The organism is Chitinophaga polysaccharea (assembly GCF_007829335.1).
GTDB lineage: Bacteria > Bacteroidota > Bacteroidia > Chitinophagales > Chitinophagaceae > Chitinophaga > Chitinophaga polysaccharea_B.
In genome coordinates this window covers 751120-776406 of the sequence record NZ_VIWO01000002.1, presented here as the reverse complement: position 1 = coordinate 776406, position 25287 = coordinate 751120, and the positions used below count along the sequence as shown (strand labels likewise).

Sequence of the window (25287 nt, the reverse complement as noted above, 5' to 3'; positions counted from 1 at the left end):
ACCTACCTGGTAGCCAGTACCAGCTTAAATTTTTCTATTTGCCGCCGGTGCCGCATCACATGCACAATGGCATGTTCCATGAGTTGTTCGATATCGTATACTTGTCCCCAGCGGGTAGCTATCTTCTTTGCGGGATCAAATTCTTCCAGTTCATTGTCCTGGATCTGACTGAAAACATTTACCGTAAAAATAAAGGCGTCTGTCAGGCCTTGTATATACGCTTTTGCGCTGGTGCGAAAGGTATCAGCAATGCCGGGTACACTGTCCCGGCTGCCGCGTTGTATGTATACGGCGTAGCTGTAGGCGGAACTGGTTACATGTGCCAGCACGGATTGGATGGACCGGCAATTAGGATCGGTCGTGGTCGTGTCGGCTATAGCGGCTAGGGCTGGATCGCTCACGTCAGCAATGACCTCCTGCAACGCTTTGATTACATTCTCATATTCGTCCAGCAGGGCGCCAACGGCGCCGGTGCGGTATACTTTGTTCATATGCATGCTCCTTACTTCTGGGCTGGAAGATAGGAAAATGTCGTGTGGTAAAGCGCTTTTTCAACGGGAAATCAGGAGGAGCCGGAAAAATAAAACGGCAAGCTGGTGCCCGTAACCAACTTGCCGTTGCTGTGAGGTGTTTGCTGTGATTATTTGAGCGTTGCCAGTACTTCGTCCAGGTTGCCCAATGCCAGGGTAAATCCTTCTTTGAAGCCCATCTTAATAATGTTTTCCAGGTCTTCCAGCTTATTATAGGTAATATGACAGGTTACCAGTGTTTTGTCGCCTTTAGCCTGAAAGGATACTTCCCAGCGTGATTGAGGGAGACTGGTATTTACGTTGCCGTGTTCGTCTGAAAACCCGTCCAGCCCTATAAATTTCTGCTGGTTGACAATTTGCTGGTAATTGGCAAATGACCAGTGTACTTCGCCCTCCGGGCCAACCATGGCGTATAGCCACTGTCCGCCTTCGCGGAAATCCATGGATTTTGTTCTGGCCTTCCAGGGTTTGGGCGCCCACCACTGATCCAGTAGTTCTTTTTTCGTATAGGCGTCCCATACTAACGGTAAGGCGGCGTCGAATTCCCGCTTTACCGTAATGGCTTTCTTCTCTTTATCCACAGAGAAATCAAATGCTAAATTCGCGTTCATTTTTTTTACGTTTTTATGGTGGACAATACAATATCAAGGGTATTAAATTTTTTCTCCCAGGTAGTCCGGCATTTCTCCAGCCACTCCGCGATGACTGTTAATTTCGTTCCATCTAGGCGGTAATATATCTCCCTGCCGGTTTGTGTTTGCTGTAACAACTGGCATGCCGTAAGGATGCGCAGGTGCCTGGATACGGCCTGTCGCGATATCTCAAAATGCTCCGCAATAGCACCTGGTGTCATGGGCTTTGTGGCAATCAGCAAAAGGATGGCCCGGCGGGTCGGATCTGCTATTGCCTGAAATACATCCCTTCTCATGTAACTAAAATAAAAAAAAGAGCAACCGTTCAGTTGCAAATATATGAAACTAATTGGTTGCGCAAAATTTTTGCGATTTTTTTTAGCGGGCAGGGTGTTAACAGGCGGAAATAAAAACGGGTGTGTCAATCGTAATTGTTGATACACCCGTTTTAAATCTAACCAACCCGCTAGGTCTGCGTTGTTGTCAAAGGTTTATAAGTCGGTAAATTGGTCAGGAAGTCGGTTATTGTTACCATGCAATATACAGAGAAATATTGCCGGTCTCGACACTTGGCAGTCCCTTAATCATAGAAGAAACGCTTTTCTGCGACAACGAGAAACCCACCCGGCGATAAACGGCCACCACGCCGTAGTCAATACCGCCCAGCAGCTTATGCATGGCAAAGGTAGAATGGCCATCCGCCATAATGCGGTGGGCAGACTCGTGGTTTGAAAACATACCGCCTTCTATCAGGGCATTGGTTAGCATCAGCCGGGCGCCGGGTTGCAGGGTAAAGTACAACTGCCAGTGTTGGGCATCCCCGGTATTAGTGGTGTATTGGGAGAGATAACCGTTGAAATAAGGCTGCATTTTACCAATCCTGATCAGCGAATAAGCCGACAAGGTGTTGAGCATAGTGCCGGCACACAATTCCGTGCCGCCAATTACCTCTATGAATCGTTTATATCCCAGCAATTGCTTTTCTGCGGCGATATTTAAATTGAGCAGTACGTCGTTTTTAAGCTGGCTGCTCCAGCCCCTGGGAGTCTGGTATCCAAGTAGGCGGTGCACCGTCGTTTGTGTTTCCTTGCCAAGCGCCCAGGGGCCCATGACACCGGCTACCCACGAAGTTTGAATATTGTATTTGCGCACGGGGTTGGCTGAATGCAGGCTGCGTATGATAAATAGTCCGGCCGAATAGGCATAGTCGCCCGGAGGCGGTACTTCCCGCTTAATGATCCGGGGAGTAAACATCGCCTGCATAAATCCCCAGCCATAAGTATTCACGCTCTCCTGGCCGGCCCGGGGCATCCAGCGGTCAGGTATAGCCCGGGGTAGTTTCCGGGGTGTATAAAACAGGTCGAAACGGGTACCATTCGTGTACGCTTCATCGGTACCATTGCCGGTAATATTGATGCCGTCGTTATCGTCGTACAGCCGGAATAAATAACTATTGTCTTTCGATTGTGCGTTGGCGTTACCCCCTACTACCAGCAGGCAGCTGTATAGTAAAAGGGACAGGATCTTTTTGCTCATCTTGTGCTCTTCAGGACTTCTCAAATATCGTACTTCGGCGACAATAAATAAAGCGCTGTTTGTCGCCCATTTGAATGTTGTTTGTCGTCGGTATACGTAAAAACTCCCGGACTTGATTACTTGGCAAAGGCCGTGGCCGTTGGATTTTACCTATATTCACCGAAAATTTTTCCTATAAAGATGTACAAGATAGCATTTACCGCAGCCAGTTTGTTAGTGCTGCATACTGCCATGGCCCAGCAGGGAGTTCCTCCAAAGAAAGTAACCGTGTTTAAAAATGGTACCGCATTGATTGTTAACGAAGGCACCGTGCCGGTCAACGGAAAACTGGCCACATTACCCGATCCCGGCGCCGTATTGCTGGGAACCTACTGGATTGGCGCCCCCAAAGGCAACACCGTCAAAAGAGTAGATGTAAAAACAGATACCCTGAAAGTACAGGGCGCCATTGGCACTATTCCCCAGATGCTGATGGCCAACACCGGCAAAAAAGTAACATTGTCTTACACCGCAGGCGAACGGGGCGACCGCTCTGTCACCGGCACTATTCTGTCGGTAAGTCCTGCAGCCAACCTGGTGCAGCTTAGAAAAGATGACAACAAAGTAACGGCCCTGCAAACGTCGGCCATTTACCAGGTGGATATGGACAATAGTCCGCTGGCTTTTGCAAAAGACAGTGTTGCCCGGATGGTGGTGATAGAATTGGAAAACAGCGTCAAAGAAACTGCATTGAAGGAGCTATACATGCAGGATGGTTTGAACTGGACTCCTTCCTATCTGTTGAAAATAGCCGACGATAAAACCGCTTACCTGGAGATGAAGGCCACCCTTACCAACCCCGGTAAGCGCATGACCGATGTGGAAACTGAACTGGTAGTGGGCTCGCCGGTATTGTATTTCGGCGCACAACGTGATCCGATGAGTTTCGATTTTGTGCAAATGGGGGTAGATGTTGCGTCTGCGAAGTTTCACATGTCGCAGATGAGCAATAACATCGTGATGATGGAAGGCCGCGTTGCAGCCGAGGAAGCCACCGCTCCGGATGATTTCTCGCAGGAAGGCGAAAAGCAGGGCGATTTCTATATTTATAAGTTAGGCAAAATATCGCTGCCTAAACAGGCTACGGCTACTTTTCCCATTTTCACCGGTACCATTGCCTGCAAAGAAAAATATAGCTGTACAATCCCCGACAACGTAGGCACTTACCAGTCAGGTGCCGACGAAAGTACTGAGGGTGGCGGATTTGCCGATGTATATCATGCCTATGAAATTAAGAACACGCTGAACAAACCATTTACCACAGCGCCCATTATGCTCATGGATCAACAGGGTAACTTCCTCGCGCAAAACCAGTTAAAATACACGCCGGTAGGCGCTGATAATACCATACAGATATCCAAAGCCATCGATATCACTTTACAGAATAAAGAAGAAGAAACGGGGCGGGTAGATAATTTCAAAAAAGTAGGTAAAGTGGTATACGGAAAAGTGACGGTAACTGGTGCCGTGACGATCAATAATTTCCAACAGAAGGATGTTACCGTGAATGTAAAGAAATGCGTAAATGGCGCCGTAGACCCGTTGAGCGATGGTGGTAGTGTAGTAAAGCGCAAAACACAACAGGGAGATAAAAATCCTTATTCTGAAATGAACTGGCAGCTGGCACTGAAAGCAGGAGAGAAGAAAGTAGTGCGGTATAGCTACCAGGTGCTGGTTAATTAAATTTTTTAAAAAGTAGTTGCTTTCCTGGAATTTATCCTTATCTTTAGTGCAGATATCAGGTTCTCCCGGTATCTGCACTTCATACACCACCCCGTCATACACCGCTGTATCCGCACAGCTTCCAGCCTTTATCCGTTCCATAGTTTTTATGATATTTTTATTGACCATTATACAATAATCAACATCTGAATGCTATGAAAAAAAAGGGATTTCTTATCGACATGGACGGCGTTATCTACAAGGGCAGTGAACCCATTCCAGGTGCCGTAGAATTTATTAATGGTCTGAGAGATAAAGGCCTGCCTTTCCTGTTCCTGACAAACAACAGTCAAAAGACCAGCCGCGATGTTTGTTACAAGTTGAATAAGATGGGATTCCGGGTAACGGATGCCGACATCTTTACCTGCGCCATGGCTACTGCGCGCTACCTCGCTTCCAAGAAGGAAAATGGCACCGCCTATGTTATCGGCGAGGGAGGATTGCTCACCGAATTATACAATGCGGGTTATTCTATTGTAGATGATCAGCCCGACTATGTAATTATCGGGGAGGGCAGAACGATTATGCTGGAGTCGGTAGACAAAGCGCTCAATATGATTATGAAGGGCGCTAAACTGATTGCTACCAACCTCGATCCCAACTGCCCCATGGGCGATGGCAAGTACCGCGCAGGATGCGGCGCCATGGTAGCCATGCTGGAAACGGCCAGCGGCATCAAAGCTTTCAGCGTAGGCAAGCCCAGCCCGGTGATGATGCGCATGGCCCGGAAAGCATTACAACTCACTACCGACGAAACGGTGATGATCGGCGATACCATGGGCACCGATATATTAGGCGCAGGATCCATGGGCTTTACGACTATTCTTACGCTTTCGGGTGTGACCAAAGAAGAAGACCTCACGCATTTTGGTTATTCTCCGGACTTCATCATTAAATCAATTAAGGATTTGCTGAACGATGAGCTGTTTGCCCGGGTAGTGGGTAACACTGTGTTGACGGATGTAATGTATTAACAACGGAAACGACATGCTGCCGTCCCCGCACCTGCGGGGGCGGATCGTCATTTTCCATCTGTCCCAATTCTATTTTGCTTTTCCCATTATTTCACTATTTTCCCGGCAACCAATTCATATCTATACGTTATGATCAATGTCAATGGAAAAGCAAAGGAATTAAATACCTATGATGCTATTGTAGTAGGATCGGGTATTTCCGGCGGATGGGCAGCAAAAGAATTATGTGAGAAAGGACTGAAGGTATTGCTGCTTGAAAGAGGAAAACAACTGGAACACATTAAGGATTATACCACCGCCACCAAAGCGCCGTGGGAAGCTACACACCGTGGCAAAATGCCGCTGGACAAGGAAAAAGACCATCCTTACCAGGTGCGCGATCGCCTGTATACCGAGTTCAATGCCGACTACTGGCTGAAAGACAGTGATAGCCCCTACAAAGAAGAAAAGCGTTTCGACTGGATGCGCCCCGACATCGTTGGTGGCCGCTCCATTATGTGGGGCCGCGGATCGCTGCGGCTTAGTGATCTCGACTTTGAAGCCAATGCCAAAGACGGTATCGGTATCGACTGGCCCATACGTTACAAAGACCTGGCGCCCTGGTATGATCATGTGGAAGCTTTTGCAGGTATCAGCGGACAAAAAGAAGGCATCCCGCATTTACCGGATGGCGTATTTCAGCCACCCATGGAAATGAATTGCTTTGAAAAGCAGGTGAAAGGCAGGATAGAAGCCACGTTTCCGGGAAGACATATGACCATTTTCCGCACGGCCAATCTCACGCAACCTATCGGCGACCGTGGAAAATGCCAGTACCGGGATCGCTGCGTCCGGGGATGCCCGTTTGGCGCTTATTTCAGCACGCAATCTTCCACCTTGCCAGCTGCCATGAAAACGGGTAACCTCACCTTACATACCGATGCCATCGTAAACAGTATCATCTATGATGAAGCGAAAGGAAAGGCTACCGGGGTACGGGTGATCGACAAACATACTAAAGAGATGACGGAATATTATGCCCGTATTCTCTTCCTCAATGCTTCTACACTGGGTAGCACCTTCCTGCTGATGAACTCCGTATCCAACCGTTTCCCCAATGGATTGGGCAACGATAGCGGAGTGCTGGGGCACTACCTGATGGACCATCATTTTCATGCAGGCGCCAGCGGTACGTCCGATGATTTTGCCGATAAATATTATTTCGGGCAGCGTCCCGCTGGATTTTATATTCCCCGCTTCGCGAATGTGGGCGCCGATAAACGTGCTTACCTGCGCGGCTTCGGTTACACTGGCTATAGCAGTCGCAGTGGATGGGCGAGGGGCATCGCAGAACTGGGCATCGGCAATAGCTTCAAAGATTATTTATCAGCACCCGGTCCCTGGCAAATGGGACTGATGGGCTTTGGCGAATGCCTTCCCTATGAAGAAAACCAGGTGGCCCTCGATCACAGCGTTAAAGACGCCTGGGGGCAGCCAGTGCTGAAGTTCAACTGCGAATTCAAAGACAATGAACGGCAGATGCGCAAAGACATGGACCAGGAGGCGGTAGCCATGCTGGAAGCAGCAGGACTGAAAAATGTGCAGCCATTCAACCGCGATTCTTATCCCGGTATGGCCATCCATGAAATGGGCACAGCGCGCATGGGAAGGGATCCCCGCACGTCCGTGCTGAATGAATGGAACCAGGTACACGCCGTGAAGAACGTGTTTGTAACTGATGGCGCCTGTATGACCTCTTCCGCCTGCCAGAATCCTTCCCTGACTTATATGGCTATCACGGCAAGAGCCGCCGACTATGCGGTGAAAGCCCTGAAGCGGCAGGACCTGTAACGCTTTTTTGATGGATTAACAGGATTTGTATACATTGCCCCGGCACAGATTGGCGGGTAATTATTTACCGCCGATTTGCGCTTAATAAAAAACAGCATGGAAATAAAAGATTTGTCGCCACAACCGCTGTGGAAATATTTTGCCGACCTCAATGCCGTGCCCAGGGCTTCCAAAAAGGAAGAACGGGTAATCGCCTTCATCGAAGATTTTGGTAAAAGCCTGGGCCTCGATACCCGGAAAGATGCCACCGGAAATGTGGTGATCCGCAAGCCAGCTACGCCCGGGATGGAGAACCGGCAAACGGTGATCCTCCAGTCGCACCTGGATATGGTACACCAGAAAAATAACGACACTGTATTCAATTTCGACACCCAGGGCATCGACATGTACGTAGACGGCGATTGGGTGAAAGCGCGCGGCACTACGCTCGGCGCTGATAACGGCATCGGCGTAGCGGCGATCATGTCGGTGCTGGCTGATAAAACCATTGCGCATCCGGCACTGGAAGCCATGTTTACCATCGATGAAGAAACCGGGATGACGGGCGCCAAGCAACTCGATCCCGCCAATTTCTCCGGCACTATTTTACTGAACCTGGATACTGAAGAGGAAGATGAACTGACGATTGGTTGCGCCGGTGGACTCGATACCAATACCAAAGGACTTTACCAGGAGGTACCCACACCTGCCCGCGCAGAAGGTTTCGACATTACCATCAAAGGCCTGCTGGGCGGTCACTCCGGCATGGACATTCATAAAGGCCGGGGCAATGCCAATAAGCTGATGAATCGCCTGTTGTATAAGGCCAAACAATTGTTCGATATACAACTGGCCAGCCTGGATGGAGGCAGCCTGCGCAACGCTATTCCGCGCGAATCCACTGCTACCATCGTAGTGCCGGAAACGGATAGCCGTTTGTTCACCGCCTTCGTACAGGATTTTGCGGCAACGCTCAAAGAAGAATACAAGGCGATAGAACCCGGGCTGACATTGGAGCTAAAGCCAGTAGCGCCGCCGCCTGTGATCATAGATCCGGCGTATTTTATGCAATTACTGCAGGCCATATACGCCACCCACAACGGTGTATTCCGGATGAGTCCTGATATCGCTGACCTGGTGGAAGCCTCTTCCAACCTGGCCAGGGTCATCGCCAGGAATGGTGTTTTTACTACGCAGTCGCTGCAACGCAGCAGCGTAGCCAGCACCAAGGAAGATGTGGCCTTTGCGGTACGCGCGGCATTCGAAAATATCCATGCGGAAGTAGTGCAGGACGGAGAATATCCCGGCTGGCGGCCAGATGCCGATTCAGCCATCCTGCGCTTATTGCTCGATTTGTATAAAGATCATTTTGAACATACGCCTAAAGTGGGCGCTTGTCACGCGGGACTGGAATGCGGTATTTTAGGCGCGCATTTCAAGGGCAAGCTCGACATGATTTCTTTTGGCCCCACTATCCGCGGAGCGCATTCCCCGGATGAAAGAGTACAGGTCTCTTCTGTAGGCCGGTTCTATAATTATTTGCTGCATATCCTCCGGGAAATACCGGCGAAGTAATTGTTAAAATAATTACAAATCAGGGTGTGTCAGTAGCTGGTATACCCTGTTTCTTTTCTGAGAAGATTATATAGTTTACCTTTCCTGAGACAAACTTCAGAACAATGGCGATTAACTTACAAAAAGGACAACGAATTGATATCGGTCTTTCCCGTATCAGTGTGGGTTTAGGCTGGCATCCCAACGAAGGCACCGGGTATGATTTCGACCTCGATGCATCTGCTTTTATGATTGATGAAAACAGACTAATTCTCCAGGAAGAATACTTTATTTTCTACGGCAATACCGATTCACCTGATGGCGCTTTGCACCATACCGGCGATGACCCTACCGGTGGTAATAGCGCGGTGGGAGATGATGAAGTGATCCAGGTAGACCTCTCCAAAGTAAATCCCAGGGTAAAGGAAATCCTGTTTGTAGTGACTATCCATGATGCATTTAACCGTAAGCAAAACTACGGACAGGTGCGTGATTCCTATATCCGCATTGTAGACGATGCCAACGGGCAGGAAATCGCTAAATACGAGCTGGGAGAAGATTTCTCTATCGAAACAGGCGTTGAATTCGGTCGACTGTATGTGAAAGATGGTAAGTGGAAATTTGAAGCTTCCGGTAAAGGTTATAAAGAAGACCTGGCGTTCTTCCTCTCCAAATATTTTAAAGGTCAGATCATTAAATAAACATCACATATGGCTATCAATTTAGTGAAAGGTCAAACGATCGACCTTCGTAAAAACGACTCCGGAGAAGAATTTGATCTATCTACCGTTACCATCGGGTTGGGCTGGGATGTAAGACAAAAGAAAAAGGATGATGGCTTTTTCGGCAAGCTGTTTGGCGGCGCGCAGAAAGAAGAAGAATATGACCTGGATGCAGTAGCGTTGCTGCTCGACAACAATGGAAAAGTAGCTAACCTGGGCCGCACTGTGCAAACCCGCGATGGCAGAAGCATGGGCCTCTTTGAAGGGGATGTGGTGTTCTTCAATTCTATGAAACATCCGTCTGGTCATATCTGGCTTACCGGTGATAACCGTACCGGCGCCGGCGATGGCGATGATGAGCAGATTATCATCAAGCTCAATGAACTGGATAACCGGTATCAGAAAATATTATTCATGGTCACCATCTACCAGGGCCGCCAGAACAACCAGCACTTTGGTATGATAGAAAATGCCTTTATCCGTGCGGTAGACAGAAAAGGGAAGGAGATTGCCAAGTACAGCCTGTCGGGCGACAGTACCTACAACGGCATGTGCTCTATGACCTTTGCAGAGATCTATCGCAAAGATGGCGCCTGGAAATTCAGGGCAATTGGTACACCACATCAATCTGATAGTTTCATTGATGAACTGAAGAAGTTGACCTATTCCTGATGTTAAACCGTTAACCCCTTTCTGTAGCAAACACTTAATTCTGTATTGTATGAGAAGACTGCCCGTGTATCTTTTGCTGGATACCTCTGGCTCTATGAGCGGAGAGCCCATAGAAGCCGTGAAAAATGGGGTGCAGGTAATGATCAGTTCATTGCGGCAAAACCCGCAGGCCATTGAAACTGCCTTTATCAGTGTCATCACTTTTGATAGTACCGCCCGGCAGGCGGTACCACTTACCGATCTATCTTCCTTCCAGGTGCCCGATATTCGGGCTTCCGGTACTACGGCTATGGGAGAAGCGCTGCAGCTGTTAGCCAGCTGTATAGACCGGGAAGTAGCACAAACCACCACCGAACGAAAAGGCGATTGGAAGCCGCTGGTATTCATTATGACAGACGGTATCCCTACCGACAACTGGCAAGGTGGCCTGGCTGCCTATAAGCAACGCAAAACAGCATATACCGTGGCCTGTGCTGCCGGCAACGGGGCCGATTCCGCTGTGCTGAAACAGGTTACCGACAATGTGGTAAAGCTCGATACTGCTGACAGCCACAGCATCTCCAAATTTTTTGCCTGGGTAACCGCCTCTATCGGTGTCAGCTCTACGAAAATAGAACACTCCGGCAAAGAACTCACCGGCCTGGACGAATTACCACCTCCTCCGGCTGAATTGAATATTGTGGTATAAGCATTAAAATTTAACCATGCGAAGACTACCCGTATATTTTTTATTAGATACCTCGGGTTCTATGTTTGGAGAACCCATTCAGGCACTCAACAATGCGCTGAGCGGTATGGTGAACACCCTGCGCATGGATGCGCAGGCACTGGACTCCCTGTGGCTCAGCATCATCACGTTCGACCGTGATGTAAAAGAGTTGATGCCGCTCACTGAACTGGTCAGCTTCCAGTTGCCCGAAATTACCTGCCCGCAAAGTGGTCCTACCCACACCGGCAGCGGCCTTGAATTCCTGCACGCCCGCGTGAGCGCCGATGTGCGTAAAGGAACGCCCACGCAGAAAGGCGACTGGCGCCCATTGCTGTTTATTTTTACCGACGGCAAGCCCTCCGACCTGCAACTGTATCGCAGCATGATTCCTAAGATAAAGGAGCTCAACTTTGCCGCCATCGTAGGTTGTGCAGCCGGTAAAGCGGCCGACAATGAAATGCTGCGCGAGCTGGCGGATACGGTCGTACACCTGGACACAGCCGACAGCGCCACCCTGAAACAGTTTTTTAAATGGGTGTCCGATACCATAGAACAAGGCAACAAAAGTATGGGCACTACCTCACAGGTAGTACTGCCACCACCTCCCCAGGAAGTGAATTTAATTATCTGATAACCCCCAGGCATGAACGTAAAATTGATAGGGCACGACTTTAAGTGTCTGCAGGTAGAGTTAGACCCACAGGAGAAATTCTATTGCGAAAAAGGTGCATTGATTTATTATGAGGAAGGTATCCAATCTACCATCAATGTATTTGATAAAGGAGTAGCCGGATTAATCAAAAGAAAGTTAACCGGCGAAAGCATTTTCCAGGTAGCGCTCAGCAATGCGCATCCACAGACAAGAAAACTCGTGGTGGCGGGCAAAGTAGGACTGTTGCCCATTAACCTGAAACAATTGCCGGGAGGCATTATCTGTCGCGCCGGCGTATACGTGGCCTCGTCCGACAAAGTAGATATTGATGTGAAAATGAACCTGACTTCCCTCATAGGAGGCACTGGTTTGATCATGCAAAAGTTAACCGGCTTTTGTACCGTATTTATAGATGTGATAGGTACGCCTATCACGCTGGATCTGGCGCCTGGACAAACGGTGTTTGTAGATGAAAAAAGTTTTATCTGCATGCATGCTGACATGCAAAACCGGATGTCGTCGCATTTTTCCGGAAATAATATGCTGGGAGGAGAGGGGATTACCATGTTGAAGATCACCGGCCCTGGCACCGTTTACGTCACTTCTGTAAATTTTGGATAATGAGAAGACTACCTATTTATTTTTTGATAGATGTTTCTGAATCCATGGTGGGAGAGCCTATCCAGCAGGTAGAAGAGGGATTGTCGACCGTCATCCAGGCGTTGAAAGCAGACCCCTATGCGATTGAAACAGTGTGGGTATCTATCCTGGTATTTGCCGGACAGGCGAAAACACTGGTGCCTTTACAGGAGATCATCCAATTTTATCCGCCCCGTTTTCCGGTAGGCGGCGGCACTTCCCTGAGCAGGGGCTTGGGACAGCTGATGATGGAGCTCCGGAAAAACCAGGTAAAAACTACTTACGAGAAGAAAGGCGACTGGAAGCCGATCGTCTTTCTATTTACCGATGGAGTGCCTACCGACGATACCCGCCCGGCTATTGCCGAGTGGAAACAAAACTGGCAACGCACTGTCAACATGGTGGCAGTGTCTTTTGGTAATGAGGCCGACCTGAGTTTACTGAAGGAGTTGACCGAAAATGTATTGCATTTTAAAAATACCAGTACTGCCGCTTATCAGGAGTTCTTTAAATGGGTAACAGATTCCGTTAAAACCAGCAGCCAGAGCGTGGAAAACAATGCTTCCGGCTTTGAGCTGGCCCGTATACTGGAAGATGATACCCTCACAAAAGTAGATACCACCCACTCCCTGCCCTCTATGCAGGGAGTGGACAGCAATTATGCCGTGGTAGCCGGCAAATGTCAAAATACCGGCCGCGCTTATTTGATGAAGTACCGTAGATCGGTAGAAGAAGCCGAAATTTATGGGCTGAGCCTGGACCGCCTGTCGTACCGCCTCGTAGGGGCGTTCCCGTTAGATGCTTCATACGATGAGCTGTCGGATCACAGCAGTGGCCCGGTGCGCATCAACAGCGATGAGCTGATCGGTAATCCCACCTGTCCCTGTTGCGGCAATCAAACTGCCTTCGCCATGTGCGGTTGCGGTCAGATTCATTGCATCGGTACAGAAACGGTGAGCAGCTGCCCGGGTTGTGGCAGTCGCAATACCTATGGCATCAGCGATGGTGGGTTTGATGTAAACCGAGCGCAGGGCTAATATAAGAGTTGTATGGAAAAATCATTTATCCGGGAGCTCTTCCACGCGCAGCAGATCGATATCAGCAACCGGGAGCAATTATTTGAGGCCTTTGTACAAGAGGAGGAAAACCTGCACCGGGTAAAACAAATATTGAAAAATCAACAGTTCCTTATGGACACATGGCAGTTAAAAAGCAGGCTGGCGGATATTCAGCAGCAAACCGTTGTGATTCCCAATGCCACTGTGGGCAAGGTATATGAAGCCAGGCTTGATTTTCAGCAACTCAACTGGACAGATTTTGCCGCCTTTTCCATAACAGGACTGGAGGCCGTGGGCTTGCAGTTCGATAGCACCACTTCGGTAATCAGCGGTACACCCACTCAAAATGGCGATTGGCGCCTAAAGTTCAGTTACCGTCTCCAGGGAGAGCCGGAAGAAACGGCGTTGCACGAAAAACTGGTGGCACTCATCGTAAATCCCGACCCCAGATCGCTGTGGAAGAACATCAGCAGCGATAATACTGCGCCATTCTGGCGGGAAGATAATGCGTCGGCATCGGCAGTATTGGGCGATAAACGGCTGGTAGTGGCCTCCCGGCGGGGACGTTCGCATGCCAATACCGGCGGGTTCCGTGACGATGATTTCGCGTTCCGGTATTTCCCCGATACCGGCTGGACGGTGCTGGCCGTGTCTGATGGCGCCGGCAGTGCTCCACTGGCCCGGGAAGGGGCCCGCATGGCCTGCGCTCATATCGTGGAATATTTTGAACAACATTTTACCAATGCGGCATTGGCGCCATTCGACGCCGTCCTGGCAGAACATGCAGCCAATCCCAGTGAAACAACGGAAAAGCAACTTACCCGCTTCGTATACGAACAGCTGGGAAAAGCTGCCTTTACCACTCATAAAAAAATCGCGGAATTTGCGCATAACCAGCAAGTTCCTGTTAAAGATTTTCATGCGACCCTTATATTTGCACTACTGAAAAAGTATCCTTGTGGCTATGTTATCATGAGTTTTGGGGTGGGCGACTGCCCCATTGGCTTGTTAAATAAGGATTTGTCGGCTATCACCCTGATGAACCGCCTGGATGTAGGAGCGTTTGGAGGAGGAACCAGGTTCATCACGATGCCGGAAATCTTTAAAAGTGATACATTTGCTACCCGCTTCGGTTTTAAGCTGGTACCAGACTTTTCCTACCTGATGCTCATGACAGACGGTATTTATGATCCTAAGTTTGAAGTAGAAGCCAACCTGGAGAAAGTTAGTGCCTGGAAAGCACTGCTGGCCGACCTGGGGGGAGAAAATAAAGAGAATGCCATCGTGGAACTGGATACGTATCCTCCGGCTGTAGCGCAACAACTATCTGGCTGGATGGACTTCTGGAGTCCCGGTAATCACGACGACCGGACTTTAATGATTATCAGTTAACCTACATGTGCCGGTAATGCAAGCTATATGAACACAAAAACAGTCACCTCCACCATTCACACAGGAAAAACTTATCAATACGTTGATAATGGGCAACCTATGCGCGGCGGGATGAAAGACGTATACTTCAGCCCGGACAAATCCTATGTAGTGGCATTTTACCGGGATATGCCCGATTATAATGCCAAAGAAAGGTTGAAAAAGATTGTGACTGACTATCACAATAGCTTCTTTAACCGCGAGGGCGGCAGCTACTATAAAGCCCTCTATTGCTGGCCTACCGACATGATCGCCACCGATAAGCAGGTAGGGCTCATTGTTCCCTGCTATCCCGGCCATTTTTTCTTTAAGAAGGGATATGCCGCCAACGATCTTATTAAAGGGAAAGAGAAAGAAGGAAAGTGGTTTGCTTCTCCCAAATTCCGCAATAAGCAATTTGCCTTACGGCTCGATGAAACAGAACTGGGCAACTGGCTCAGCTATTACCAAGTATGCGTAAATATAGTCCGTGGCGTAAAGCGCCTGCATGCCGCAGGCCTGGCGCATTCGGATCTCTCCTATAAAAATGTGCTGGTAGATCCTGTTACCAAATCCGCTGCTATTATTGATATCGACGGATTGGTAGTACCGGGCCTGTACCCGCCCGATGTTATCGGCACCGCCGATTTCATTGCGCCGGAAGTATTGGCTACCAAACACCTGGATGTGAAAGACCCGGGCAGGAAACTGCCCAATCGCACTACCGACCTGCACGCACTGGCAGTGATGATTTACATGTATCTCCTGTACCGCCATCCCCTCAAAGGAGGAAAAGTACACGACCTGGATACAGAAAAAGATGACCTGCTGTCGATGGGAGAAAAGGCGCTGTTTATAGAGCACCCGGCAGATGCGTCTAACCGGCCCAAAGTGCAGCACCTCAATCCCAAAGAACTGCCCTGGGCGGATGTCACTAAAATACCATATACGATTACAGGGCCTTACCTGAAAGAGCTGTTTCACCAGGCATTCGTAACAGGGTTACATGATCCAGCCCAGCGCCCACCCGCCGATATGTGGGAACAGGCGCTGCTGAAAACGACCGACCTTATGCAGCCTTGCAGCAACCCGGCCTGCGAACAGCAATGGTACGTGTTCGACAATACGGTTTCACCCAAATGCCCGTTCTGCGGTACGCCGCATAAAGGCCCCCTGCCGGTATTAGATCTCTATTACGAGTTTAAACCTACGGTGTGGAGGCCCGAAAATCACCGGTTGATGGTTTACCACAACCAATACCTGTTTCAATGGCATGTGAACCGCAATGTGATCCGCAACGAGCGGCTCAGCGCAGAACAAAAGGTGCCGGTGGGCTACTTTACTTTTTACCAGGGCAAATGGGTACTGGTAAACCAGCAATTACCGGCCCTGAAAGACCTCACGGAAGACAAGGAAATTCCTGTGGGCAGCATGGTAGAATTAACAGACGGGAAAAAACTGTTATTGTCCCGGGAGGAGGGAGGACGAGTCGTAATTATTACAATGGCCAATCAATAAAACCTATATAAAAAAACAAACAGCGATGAATGAATTAATCCAACACATTATTGACAATCCCATACCTTCCCTGATCATAGTAGGGAACCTTGTGATCATCGAAAGCCTGTTGTCAGTAGATAATGCAGCCGTATTAGCTACGATGGTAATGGATTTGCCGGAGAAACAACGTGACAGAGCCCTGAAATATGGTATTTTGGGCGCTTACCTGTTCCGCGGTTTAGCAATGCTGTTCGCTTCCTTCCTCATTAAAATCTGGTGGCTGAAACCATTGGGCGGTCTGTACCTGTTATACCTGGTATACGGCTGGTGGAGAGACAAAAAAGCAAAAGAGGCTTCCAATGGTGAAGAAGAGGAAGAAAGTATTGATAAATCTGAGAAATGGCTATATAAGGTGACCGTGGGCGCTATCGGGCCTTTCTGGGCTACAGTAGCCCTGGTAGAGCTCATGGACATGGCCTTTTCCATCGATAATATTTTTGCGGCGGTAGCCTTTACCGATAATATCATCCTGGTATGCCTCGGCGTATTTATTGGTATCCTGGCCATGCGTTTTGTAGCGCAGGCGTTCGTAAAACTGATGACGAAATTTGCGTTCCTGGAAGCAGCCGCCTTTATCGTGATCGGTATCCTGGGTATAAAACTGACCTTATCTATCTACGAACATTTCTTCCCGGAGTCCGGACTGACACACTTCCTGGAAAGTTCGCAAGCAGATATTATGACCTCCATCTTAACGGTGGGTATTTTTATTGTACCGATTATTACCTCAGCCCTGCTGAACGTGCCTAAGCGCAATACTTCCACTGAGCTGGAAAAGAAATAAAACAGGATTTGCACCAGTCTCCGGATTGGTGCAATTCTTTTATCAGATAGCGTCGGTATTCAGCATCGTCCTTAAAATATTCGTTTGCACATCGAAGTTGCCGATATTTTGCAGGAAATTTACATCCCCGATTTTTTCGCAATATTCTTCCAGCACCCCTTTTACGTTGTCCGGTATGGCCACTTTCAGGATATTGGCCCGGCTCATCAACTGATCATTTTTATCGGTTAACTCCTGTATCAGTTTTGCCTTTTTAGAAAGGGTATTGGTCCAGTCGATATCTTTTACCTGGGAAGGATCACAAAAGAGAAAGAGATTTTTGGAAGGATAATAAATGAAGAATTTATCTTCTGTCGTAAATTTATAAATCTCTACTACCACGTTCCCCGCTTTCAGTCCGTAGAAAAATTCGTTGCGGAAATCCGTCTTACAAAGCCATCCCATCAGCTTTTTCTGGATAATGGCATAGTTGTTCCGATACACTTCTTCGGGGTTAAAGCTCGTCAATGTTTGTAGTGTTTCCGGGGAAATATCAAAATAAAAATCCTGGGAAAAGCGTGCGCTAAAGGCATTGATATTTTTGGAGAAAGGATAGTCTTCAGAGCCATCGGAGAGCACCTGGTATAATTTCCGGAGAGACAGGTTAATTTTAAGTGCCTGTTTTTGTTTGTCCAGGTTAAAATTCTTTTCCGAAAAAACAGCATCGTTGATTTTGTCGATCAACTCTTTATTGATCTGTATTTCATCAAAGATAAGGCTCACATTCCGCTCGTTGCTGGTCTTAATTTTCTTCAGCAATTCAATGGCAGTGGCGGTGTATTGCAGGTGAAAGAGTTCCAGCTTATTGATATCGAGTTCCGGGTTTGTTTCGAATAATTTATGGACAACCTGGCTTCGGAGGTATATTTTGTAAATAATCTCCTCTTCAAAAAAAGCGGACAGCAATTGTAGTTTGCTGATGGTTTTATTTGAGTCATTTAATATTCTTGCCAGGTTATCCTCCATCACTTTATCTCAATTAGCTAACGTTAGTTACGTTTTTCTTCAGTTCTGTTTCCAGGTTTTGCAGTTCACCATTCAGTACTTTGCGGTTTTCAGCGCCCTGGTCATGAATTCTTTTCACTTCATGCAAGGTTTCTATCAACGACTGGGTAGTACGTTTCAGGGTGTCGATCGATACGACAGTTTTTTCATTTTCTTTCGCTACCTCGATACTGTTTTGTTTCAGCAGGTCGGCATTCTTCTGTAAAATGGTATTGGTCGTATCTGAAATCTTGCGCTGCATTTCTACGTTGGCTTTCTGTCTTTGCAGGGCCACCGCAATGGTCAGCTGGTTTTTCCATACCGGGATGGTAGTGGAAATAATAGACTGTGCTTTTTCAGCGATCGAGGTATTATTGTTTTGTACCAGTCTGATCTGTGCCAGCGATTGCAGCATGATAAAACGTACTACTTTCATATCGGCCAGGCGCTTGTCCAAACGGCTGATGAATTCCCGCAGGTCGGCAATTTCATAGTCGTTGTAGTTAGCGGCATTCACTTCCATCTGGGCCAGCTTCTCATTCAGCTCGTTGAATTTCAGCTGACCGGAAATGATCAGGTCTTCCATCTGTTTGATATAGTTCACGTTGCTGTCGAACATCGTTTGCAGGGAACTGTTATCTTTCAGGGAGTTAATACGACCTGCTTTTATTTTGTTGGTGATCTTGTCGATATTGGCAATAACGGTATCATATTTCTGGAAAAGCTTTTGTGCGTCGAACACAATCTTTTTCAGGAAAGGCACCTTAGACAGGAAGCTTTTTAAGCCGCCCTGGTTCAGTTCATCAACGTCAATATAGTTTAATTCCGAGAGCAGGTCGTTGATTAAACCGCCTACTTCGCCGGAATTGTAGGTACGTACAGAGGTGAGAAACTCGTTACTGTACCTTTCCATGGAATTTTGTACCTCGGTACCGTAATTCAGGATGGAGTTGACATCCGTAATGACCAGCGACTTATTCAGTTCTGAATATTTTTGCGCATCCTGCGGCGTAATCTGGGATAAGTCAGCGTTGCCGTCTTTATCCAACCGCACTGCGGGTAAGGTCTGGTCTGTAACATTTGGGTTTACTTCCATAAGGTATCTGATTATATAGTGATGATGACTTTACAATAAGTGATCAGAAAATGCAGGGACTACAGGTAGTTCATGGCTACGGTGTTTACCGTTTCCTGGAGCTTCTTATCCCTGGTAGGTTCGCCGATAGCATTGAATTTCCATTCGCCGTTCTTTTTGTAAAACACGCCCATCACCATGGATACGTGACCGGCAAAGCCCGGACCGCTGGCAATATCATATGTAGCGAATACTTCGTTTACCCGGGAAGGCGTGCCTTCGTAAATACGGATAGACGCAAATGGAATGGTGCCGAAATCGTGGCCACGGAAGCTGTTGAGCACAAACGCCACATAGTTGGTGCTGGTATTCAGTCGGGAGAAATCAACCGTAATCACTTCATTATCCAGTCCGTCGTTGCCGTTCAAATCGCCGGTGAGGTCATCGCCGCTATGCATGATAGAATTATCTTTTGAGCGAAGGTTACCGAAGTATACTACTTCCAGCAGTTGTTTCTGTTCGTTGAACAGGGCGCAGCTACCATCCAGGTCTACCGCTTCCTTGGTTTTGGATAAACCAAAGAGGCCTTTCTTTTCGATAGCGCCCCAGTTGATACCTACACAGATGTGTTGCAGCTTGGCGCCATTGCTTTTTTCGAGGTTAATACGCTGACCTTTCTGAAGATTAATTGCCATAAGGATATAGTAATTTTAAATAGATTAATTGTATTTGTTAAGATAATCCTGGAGTCCGCCTTTCATGCCTACGCCTACGGCTTCAAACTTCCATTCATCGTTACGTTTATAGATGCGGCCAAATTCTACGGCTGTTTCAATAGAAAAATCTTCTTCCAGCTCATATTTCAGGATCACTTCGTTAGTTACGGGGTCGAACACACGCACATAGGAGTTCCTTACCTGTCCGAAGTTCTGGCGACGGCTTTCGGCTTCATGAATGGTTACTACCACGCATACTTCCGTTACCCGGGGATCCATTTTGGAAAGGTCAATTTTGATCTGCTCATCATCGCCGGCGCCTTCACCGGTGAGGTTGTCGCCGGTATGTTCTACACCGCCATCGGGGGAAACCAGGTTATTATAAAAAACAAAGTGCTGATCAGACAATAATTTTCTGTTCTCACCCATGATAAAAATGGAGGCATCGAGGTCGAAGCTGGTGCCGGTAGTAGATGCGTTGGCATCCCATCCTAATCCTATGGTGAATTTAGGCGCATTGATCGCCTGCCGCTGTCCCTTTTGCAAATTAATTGCCATGTTGTACGCTTTTATGTTTACTGTTGAATAAGTAATTGCTGATAAAGTTAAGGTTTTTCTGGTAGGCTTCAATCGTATGATAGCCATTGCCCAGCGCCATATTATACAAAAGATTTATGAATTTATCCGATTGATTTTGCAGGAAAATACAAAAAGATTCGTAGTCATAGTTCAATATGTACTTCACCAGGCGGGTGTTGATAAAGAATTGTTCCTGCTGGATAATCTTTTCCAGGTGGAAAATCGACTTCACAAAATGATAGTTGAGATAATTCTCAATATTGGGATGGATGTTCCTATTCTGCAATTCGGCATAATACAGCAGGTAAATGTCATTCGTCAGATCGTAGGTATCCACCATTTTGAGGATCATTTTTTCATGTCCGCCGGTAATCCTGATATCGTCGAGGAAGAGGATTTTCTTCCCCTCCAGGAAAGCCTTGTCGATATGAAAACTATCGTTGCCGATCAGTTTCAGTCGCTGTGCCGCATCCAGCTCCCCGTAATCCTCTTTATAGGTAATGGTGCGGTGTACCTTGGTTTCCTGTAATACCGGGTGTCCATGCTGCGCCAGCCAGCGATTGAGCCGAAAAACGAAATGGTTTTTCATCGCAAAGGTGGCGGTAGGAATAAAAGAGTAGGGGCTGGATACTACTACCAGCTGGGGTACCGGGCCATTTTCCAGGTGTGCCTTGATAAACCCTTCCGCCAGGCCTATGCCAAAGCGTTCTGCCACTTCATCGTCTCCAAACTTGAAACGGCTGTAGTCATCAGGGCAAAATCCGAAATTGCCGGTATCGGTAATTTTGTGCAATGAATAAGTAGTCGTCATCAGTTAAGCAAGGTTGAAATACATTGATGATTAGAATTGATCAGCAGCGAAGCAATGCCCATGGCATCCGCGCCTAGTATATCCGCTTTTTTGTTGTCGCCAATATGAATGATATCAGCTAAGTCAGCCGGTTGCTGCCTGCTGGCGGCCACGGTATCCAGCATGAGCCGGAACAATGCCGCATTGGGTTTAGACATACCTACTTCGTCGGAATACAACTGGAAATCGAGATAGGGCGACAGTTCCAGTTGTTGCAGTACTTTACGCAGCGTGCTCCCCTTGATGAAAGCCGTATTGCTCAACAGGCTCACCGTCGTATCCGGGTTTTGTTTTAACTGCCGCAGTACCTTCACGGTTTGCGAACAATAAACCACTGGTAAGTACCGCAGCACCAGGCTTTCCATTTCCTGGTAAAGCGCCGGCAGATCAATGTTGTCGAACGTATGACTGAAATCGTTGAGCTCATTGATCACCATCAGGTACATTTCCTCCGCGTCGATATTGCCACCAGTTTTTTCATTGATGGCATTACACATCAGGTCTACCTTCCGGAAAATCTGGCCCACCTCTGCCTCCGGCTTCTGCAGCGGGTTGAAGTGGGTATAAAAAAAACGCGTCCGCTCCTGTTTGAATAAAGGATTGGATTTGATGAGTGTTAACCAGAGGTCAAAAGAATAATGTTGGTATTGATTCATGTATTTTTCCAGCTTTATGATCTGGTGTTGCCCCATGCTTCTACTGTTTCAGGGTTAACCCGTGGCATCATGTTATTAGTTGGGCTATCTTGTAAGCCTGTTTTCATCGTTTTGAACTAAGTATAGTTGGTCGCTTATTATCAAAAAGCCTGCCGATCGTTAGTTCCACTTGTCTAATTTAGCATATAATCCTGCATTCCGCATGAATTTTTTTGCGAATTAAAGGATTAGTAATATGGCGGTTTTTTCGGTAAAAATCATCCTGGGTTAAGATGTTTATCTTATTGTTAATCAGTTTTTTAAGAGATGGTATTGCCATGTTTTCTCGCTATCACTGATCCTTATAAACAGTTGTTGTGATTAATATCACCTGTGTCTTTTCTCAGGAATCCGTACTGACATTGTCCCAGTCCTGGTTCAGGTAGCGGATCAACCAGTTCAGGGCATAATGACGTTCCATCACTACATCGCTGATCAGGTTTCCGGGCATCGGCGCATTACTTAAACGTGCATCTACACAGGCCCACTCATATCTCAAAATCAGGTCGGCCTGTTGAAGGATTTCTTTCTTGCTTCTCAGCTTTGCCTTACTCCGGAAATCCGCTTCAGATGTACTGATGATATGATGTAGATCTTCCGCCACATTACAAGGTGCAGAGGGATACGACAGACTGTCGATATACCCCAATGCCCAGAGCATCACATGTGCGCCTTCTGCTCTCCAGTTGGCATCCGTCATATCCTGGCTGGTGGGGTTTGTCGATGTTACGAACGCAGTTTCTTTGTCGCTCAGTTTTTCCAACACCCGGTAACGGTTGCTGAAATCATCGAGTACTTCTTTAGCGGGCTGCTCACTTTTCAGTTCCATGAAACATAGTGCAATGGCCCGGTCTACCATTTCGTCTTTGCTGCGGAGGCTGACTTCATTTTCCGGCATGGTGAACAGGGCGCGTGGATTTTTATAAACGGGGATACCATGAGCGGTGCAGATCTTTTCGGAAGCGGTGCGCCTGGCCTGTTGATCGGGAGTTGGGTCGATGTCTTCTACCGGTACGCTCGCCGAAGGAAAGGCGCCGTTACTGGCTGCAACTGACGTAGTATCGGCATTGTCTTTTTCTTTGGTGGTCCGCTGGCTTTGTCCGCAGGCTGCTATCATCGTAACTGCGCCGGCGACAACAACTATTTTTGCTCGATTCATACAGTAGGTTAAAGCGTAAATATACATTTTGTTGAAAGAATTAGCACAGCCGGTACTTGCAATTCTATTGCCGGCACTGTATCTTACGAATCTGGATAATGAAAAACTAAGGAAATTATGTCTGAAACAGCAAAACGTTTACGCGTGTTAGTAGTAGGCTGCGGTAACATGGGGGCATCCCATGCAACGGCCTACCATACGTTGGATGGCTTTGACATCTGCGGTCTTGTCTCTACCGGAACAAGTAAAGAAGTACTTAACAACAGCCTGGGAGGAGGCTATGCTTTGTTCAACGACTATGAAGCGGCACTGGCAGCTACCCGCCCGGATGCTGTTTGCATATCCACTTACCCCGACACACATGAAAACTTTGCGATCACCGCTTTTGAAAATGGTTGTCATGTATTCATAGAAAAACCACTGGCCGATACGGTCGAAGGGGCAGAACGTGTGGCTGCCGCCGCCCGCAAAGCAGGCAAAAAACTGGTGGTTGGCTATATCTTACGGCACCACCCTTCCTGGGAAAAGTTCGTGGAGCTCTCACACCAGTTGGGCAAGCCCCTGGTAATGCGGATGAACCTCAACCAGCAAAGCCACGGTAACATGTGGCAGGTACATCGCAACCTGCTCAAAAGCCTGAGCCCCATCGTAGATTGCGGCGTACATTATATTGATGTCATGTGCCAGATGACCCGCTCTAAACCGTTGCAGGTAAGCGCTATCGGCGCCCGCCTGTCTAACGAGGTGGCAGATGGCAATTATAACTACGGCCAGTTACAGATACGTTTCGAAGACGGCTCTGTGGGTTGGTATGAAGCCGGCTGGGGGCCTATGATGAGCCAAACCGCCTTCTTTGTGAAGGATGTGATTGGGCCTGAAGGCTCCGTATCTATTGTGGCAAAAGAAGCGGGGAGCAGTGGTAACTCAGATAACGTGGCCGCACATACGAAAACAGAGTCACTGCGTTTCCACCATGCCGCCCTGGATGCCAACGGGCAATTTGTGGAAGCCGATAGCTGGATTAATACGGAAGAAGAGCCGGATCACCAGGAGCTCTGCAACCGCGAGCAGCGCTATTTCCTGCAGGCTATCCAACAGGATACCGATCTTACTGATCATGTGCAGGATGCCATCAACAGCCTGCGTATTGCCTTCGCCTGCGATGAATCGGTACGTACCGGCAAGGTGGTAATGCTATAACCGTTAAGCTATTTTTTATAATAAATGATGCCGTACCCACCAGTACGGCATCGTTTATTATAGACCTTTTAGTTACCCCGCTTGTCCCGGAAGGTTTTGGGCGCTACACCCATCACCAGTTTAAATGACCGGGAAAATGCATAGGGGTCGGGGTAGCCCATTTCTGCTGCAATTTCCTTGACGCTCCAGGGCGTTTCTTTTAGCAGCTGACAAGCTTTCTGCATGCGCAGGGAGGTGAACAGCTGTATAGGAGCATAGCGGGTCTTTTCTTTAAAGAGTGCAGAGAGATAAGATGCGGAGATTCCCATTTCCCGCGAGAGGCTGGTCAGCGTCAGGTGCTGGTCCAGCCGCTGTTTCATGAGCTGTATACATTGCTCAATGATATTGTCGGCGCCCTTTTTCATATAATTGAAAACGCTGAGCCGGAAAGTGCCCAGGAAGCTGTAACAGCGGAAGTTGGCGTACAGCAGGTTCTCAATATTATTCATAAGATCGAGGTGGTGCAGGATATCATCAAACTGTGCATTGCGGCCTACCAGCGGCGGAATGGTACGTGGTTGCAGGTTAGTGCCCAGGTACCCGTAAATATCATCGGCCAGTTGTCCGGCAAACTGCAGGGTATACATCCGCCAGGAAAGGTCGGTGTCAGGATCTGCCCGGAAAGCGGTGCCTTTGGGAATCAGCAGGTATTGGTTGGCTTTCAGCGGAGCGCTGCGCCTGCCGATGGTCACTGTACCTTTGCCCTGCAGCACATACAACAGGGTATACACCAGCGTGCCCTTTGATTCGCGGATGGCGCCGGCAGTATGTTCGGGGTAATGACCGATAGCGGTGATGAAAAGATTTTTTCCCAGCGGATGCTTTTCCAGCTTGCGTTGCAACTGGGCTGGCAGGGTCCAGGTACCCGGCATGTTGGCGGCAGTGTGACTCATGGTGATAGTAATTTAAGCCATTCTTTTCATAACATTCAACATTGTTTGAACCGTAA

Annotated in this window: 26 protein-coding genes; 14 read left to right on the top strand and 12 right to left on the bottom strand. The window is 48.0% G+C overall.

The window, feature by feature from the left end:
* Window positions 1-2 precede the first annotated feature (2 nt).
* The 4 genes from FHW36_RS11160 to FHW36_RS11145 all read right to left on the bottom strand — a co-directional run bounded on the left by FHW36_RS11160 (window position 3) and on the right by FHW36_RS11145 (window position 2698).
* On the bottom strand, window positions 3-491 hold the full coding sequence (locus tag FHW36_RS11160) for a DinB family protein (RefSeq protein ID WP_145667328.1): 489 nt from the start codon (window positions 489-491) through the stop codon (window positions 3-5).
* Window positions 492-640: 149 nt separating this feature from the next.
* Window positions 641-1141 (bottom strand): SRPBCC family protein, encoded by a 501-nt coding sequence (locus tag FHW36_RS11155; RefSeq protein ID WP_145667325.1) that lies wholly within the window; start codon window positions 1139-1141, stop codon window positions 641-643.
* Window positions 1142-1146: 5 nt separating this feature from the next.
* Complete coding sequence (locus FHW36_RS11150) at window positions 1147-1458, bottom strand: ArsR/SmtB family transcription factor (protein WP_145667322.1); 312 nt, start codon at window positions 1456-1458, stop codon at window positions 1147-1149.
* Between the two features lie 232 nt (window positions 1459-1690).
* Window positions 1691-2698 carry a lipid A deacylase LpxR family protein gene (locus FHW36_RS11145; protein WP_145667319.1) on the bottom strand — a complete coding sequence of 336 codons (1008 nt, stop codon included), beginning with the start codon at window positions 2696-2698 and terminating at the stop codon, window positions 1691-1693.
* A gap of 180 nt (window positions 2699-2878) precedes the next feature.
* On the opposite strand from FHW36_RS11145, the gene FHW36_RS11140 reads away from it, so the two are divergent.
* The 13 genes from FHW36_RS11140 to FHW36_RS11080 all read left to right on the top strand — a co-directional run bounded on the left by FHW36_RS11140 (window position 2879) and on the right by FHW36_RS11080 (window position 17002).
* Window positions 2879-4420 carry a DUF4139 domain-containing protein gene (locus FHW36_RS11140; protein WP_145667316.1) on the top strand — a complete coding sequence of 514 codons (1542 nt, stop codon included), beginning with the start codon at window positions 2879-2881 and terminating at the stop codon, window positions 4418-4420.
* Between the two features lie 194 nt (window positions 4421-4614).
* A complete protein-coding gene (locus FHW36_RS11135; RefSeq protein ID WP_145667313.1) occupies window positions 4615-5433 on the top strand; it encodes an HAD-IIA family hydrolase in 819 nt (272 codons plus the stop codon).
* Window positions 5434-5562: 129 nt separating this feature from the next.
* On the top strand, window positions 5563-7263 hold the full coding sequence (locus FHW36_RS11130; RefSeq protein WP_145667310.1) for a GMC oxidoreductase: 1701 nt from the start codon (window positions 5563-5565) through the stop codon (window positions 7261-7263).
* 96 nt (window positions 7264-7359) lie between these two features.
* The gene (locus FHW36_RS11125) at window positions 7360-8817 is read left to right on the top strand and encodes an aminoacyl-histidine dipeptidase (RefSeq protein WP_145667307.1); all 1458 of its coding nucleotides are present in this window, start codon (window positions 7360-7362) and stop codon (window positions 8815-8817) included.
* A gap of 104 nt (window positions 8818-8921) precedes the next feature.
* A complete protein-coding gene (locus tag FHW36_RS11120; protein ID WP_145667304.1) occupies window positions 8922-9497 on the top strand; it encodes a TerD family protein in 576 nt (191 codons plus the stop codon).
* A 9-nt stretch (window positions 9498-9506) separates the two neighbouring features.
* On the top strand, window positions 9507-10190 hold the full coding sequence (locus FHW36_RS11115; protein WP_145667301.1) for a TerD family protein: 684 nt from the start codon (window positions 9507-9509) through the stop codon (window positions 10188-10190).
* Between the two features lie 49 nt (window positions 10191-10239).
* Complete coding sequence (locus FHW36_RS11110; protein WP_145667298.1) at window positions 10240-10878, top strand: vWA domain-containing protein; 639 nt, start codon at window positions 10240-10242, stop codon at window positions 10876-10878.
* Between the two features lie 16 nt (window positions 10879-10894).
* Window positions 10895-11530 carry a vWA domain-containing protein gene (locus FHW36_RS11105; RefSeq protein WP_145667296.1) on the top strand — a complete coding sequence of 212 codons (636 nt, stop codon included), beginning with the start codon at window positions 10895-10897 and terminating at the stop codon, window positions 11528-11530.
* 12 nt (window positions 11531-11542) lie between these two features.
* A complete protein-coding gene (locus tag FHW36_RS11100; RefSeq protein WP_145667293.1) occupies window positions 11543-12172 on the top strand; it encodes an AIM24 family protein in 630 nt (209 codons plus the stop codon).
* Window positions 12172-13227, top strand: a complete 1056-nt coding sequence (locus tag FHW36_RS11095) for a TerY-C metal binding domain-containing protein (protein ID WP_145667290.1) — start codon at window positions 12172-12174, stop codon at window positions 13225-13227. The genes FHW36_RS11100 and FHW36_RS11095 overlap by 1 nt, the downstream gene beginning before the upstream one ends.
* Before the next feature lie 12 nt (window positions 13228-13239).
* Entirely contained in the window at window positions 13240-14640 is a 1401-nt protein-coding gene (locus FHW36_RS11090; protein ID WP_145667287.1) for a protein phosphatase 2C domain-containing protein, read from the top strand.
* A 27-nt stretch (window positions 14641-14667) separates the two neighbouring features.
* Window positions 14668-16176 (top strand): helix-hairpin-helix domain-containing protein, encoded by a 1509-nt coding sequence (locus tag FHW36_RS11085; protein WP_145667283.1) that lies wholly within the window; start codon window positions 14668-14670, stop codon window positions 16174-16176.
* A 25-nt stretch (window positions 16177-16201) separates the two neighbouring features.
* Window positions 16202-17002 (top strand): DUF475 domain-containing protein, encoded by an 801-nt coding sequence (locus tag FHW36_RS11080; RefSeq protein WP_145667280.1) that lies wholly within the window; start codon window positions 16202-16204, stop codon window positions 17000-17002.
* Window positions 17003-17044: 42 nt separating this feature from the next.
* Here the strand turns inward: FHW36_RS11080 and FHW36_RS11075 are convergent, their stop codons facing one another.
* The 7 genes from FHW36_RS11075 to FHW36_RS11045 form a co-directional block, all read right to left on the bottom strand.
* Window positions 17045-18010 carry a hypothetical protein gene (locus tag FHW36_RS11075; protein WP_222429043.1) on the bottom strand — a complete coding sequence of 322 codons (966 nt, stop codon included), beginning with the start codon at window positions 18008-18010 and terminating at the stop codon, window positions 17045-17047.
* A gap of 10 nt (window positions 18011-18020) precedes the next feature.
* Window positions 18021-19121: a toxic anion resistance protein gene (locus FHW36_RS11070; protein WP_145667277.1), complete on the bottom strand. Its 1101-nt coding sequence runs from the start codon at window positions 19119-19121 to the stop codon at window positions 18021-18023.
* A 59-nt stretch (window positions 19122-19180) separates the two neighbouring features.
* Window positions 19181-19795 (bottom strand): TerD family protein, encoded by a 615-nt coding sequence (locus FHW36_RS11065; RefSeq protein ID WP_145667274.1) that lies wholly within the window; start codon window positions 19793-19795, stop codon window positions 19181-19183.
* Window positions 19796-19819: 24 nt separating this feature from the next.
* Window positions 19820-20374: a TerD family protein gene (locus FHW36_RS11060; RefSeq protein WP_145667271.1), complete on the bottom strand. Its 555-nt coding sequence runs from the start codon at window positions 20372-20374 to the stop codon at window positions 19820-19822.
* Complete coding sequence (locus FHW36_RS11055; RefSeq protein WP_222429042.1) at window positions 20364-21206, bottom strand: phosphoribosyltransferase family protein; 843 nt, start codon at window positions 21204-21206, stop codon at window positions 20364-20366. The genes FHW36_RS11060 and FHW36_RS11055 overlap by 11 nt, the downstream gene beginning before the upstream one ends.
* Entirely contained in the window at window positions 21206-21937 is a 732-nt protein-coding gene (locus FHW36_RS11050) for an HAD family hydrolase (RefSeq protein ID WP_222429041.1), read from the bottom strand. Before FHW36_RS11050 ends, FHW36_RS11055 begins: the two co-directional genes overlap by 1 nt.
* Window positions 21938-22283: 346 nt before the next feature.
* Window positions 22284-23099: a DUF4272 domain-containing protein gene (locus FHW36_RS11045; RefSeq protein ID WP_186452386.1), complete on the bottom strand. Its 816-nt coding sequence runs from the start codon at window positions 23097-23099 to the stop codon at window positions 22284-22286.
* 117 nt (window positions 23100-23216) lie between these two features.
* Between FHW36_RS11045 and FHW36_RS11040 the strand changes: the two genes are divergently transcribed.
* Window positions 23217-24299, top strand: a complete 1083-nt coding sequence (locus FHW36_RS11040; protein WP_145667262.1) for a Gfo/Idh/MocA family protein — start codon at window positions 23217-23219, stop codon at window positions 24297-24299.
* A gap of 68 nt (window positions 24300-24367) precedes the next feature.
* On the opposite strand, the gene FHW36_RS11035 is transcribed toward FHW36_RS11040, so the two are convergent.
* Window positions 24368-25231: an AraC family transcriptional regulator gene (locus FHW36_RS11035; protein ID WP_145667257.1), complete on the bottom strand. Its 864-nt coding sequence runs from the start codon at window positions 25229-25231 to the stop codon at window positions 24368-24370.
* Window positions 25232-25287: the final 56 nt, after the last annotated feature.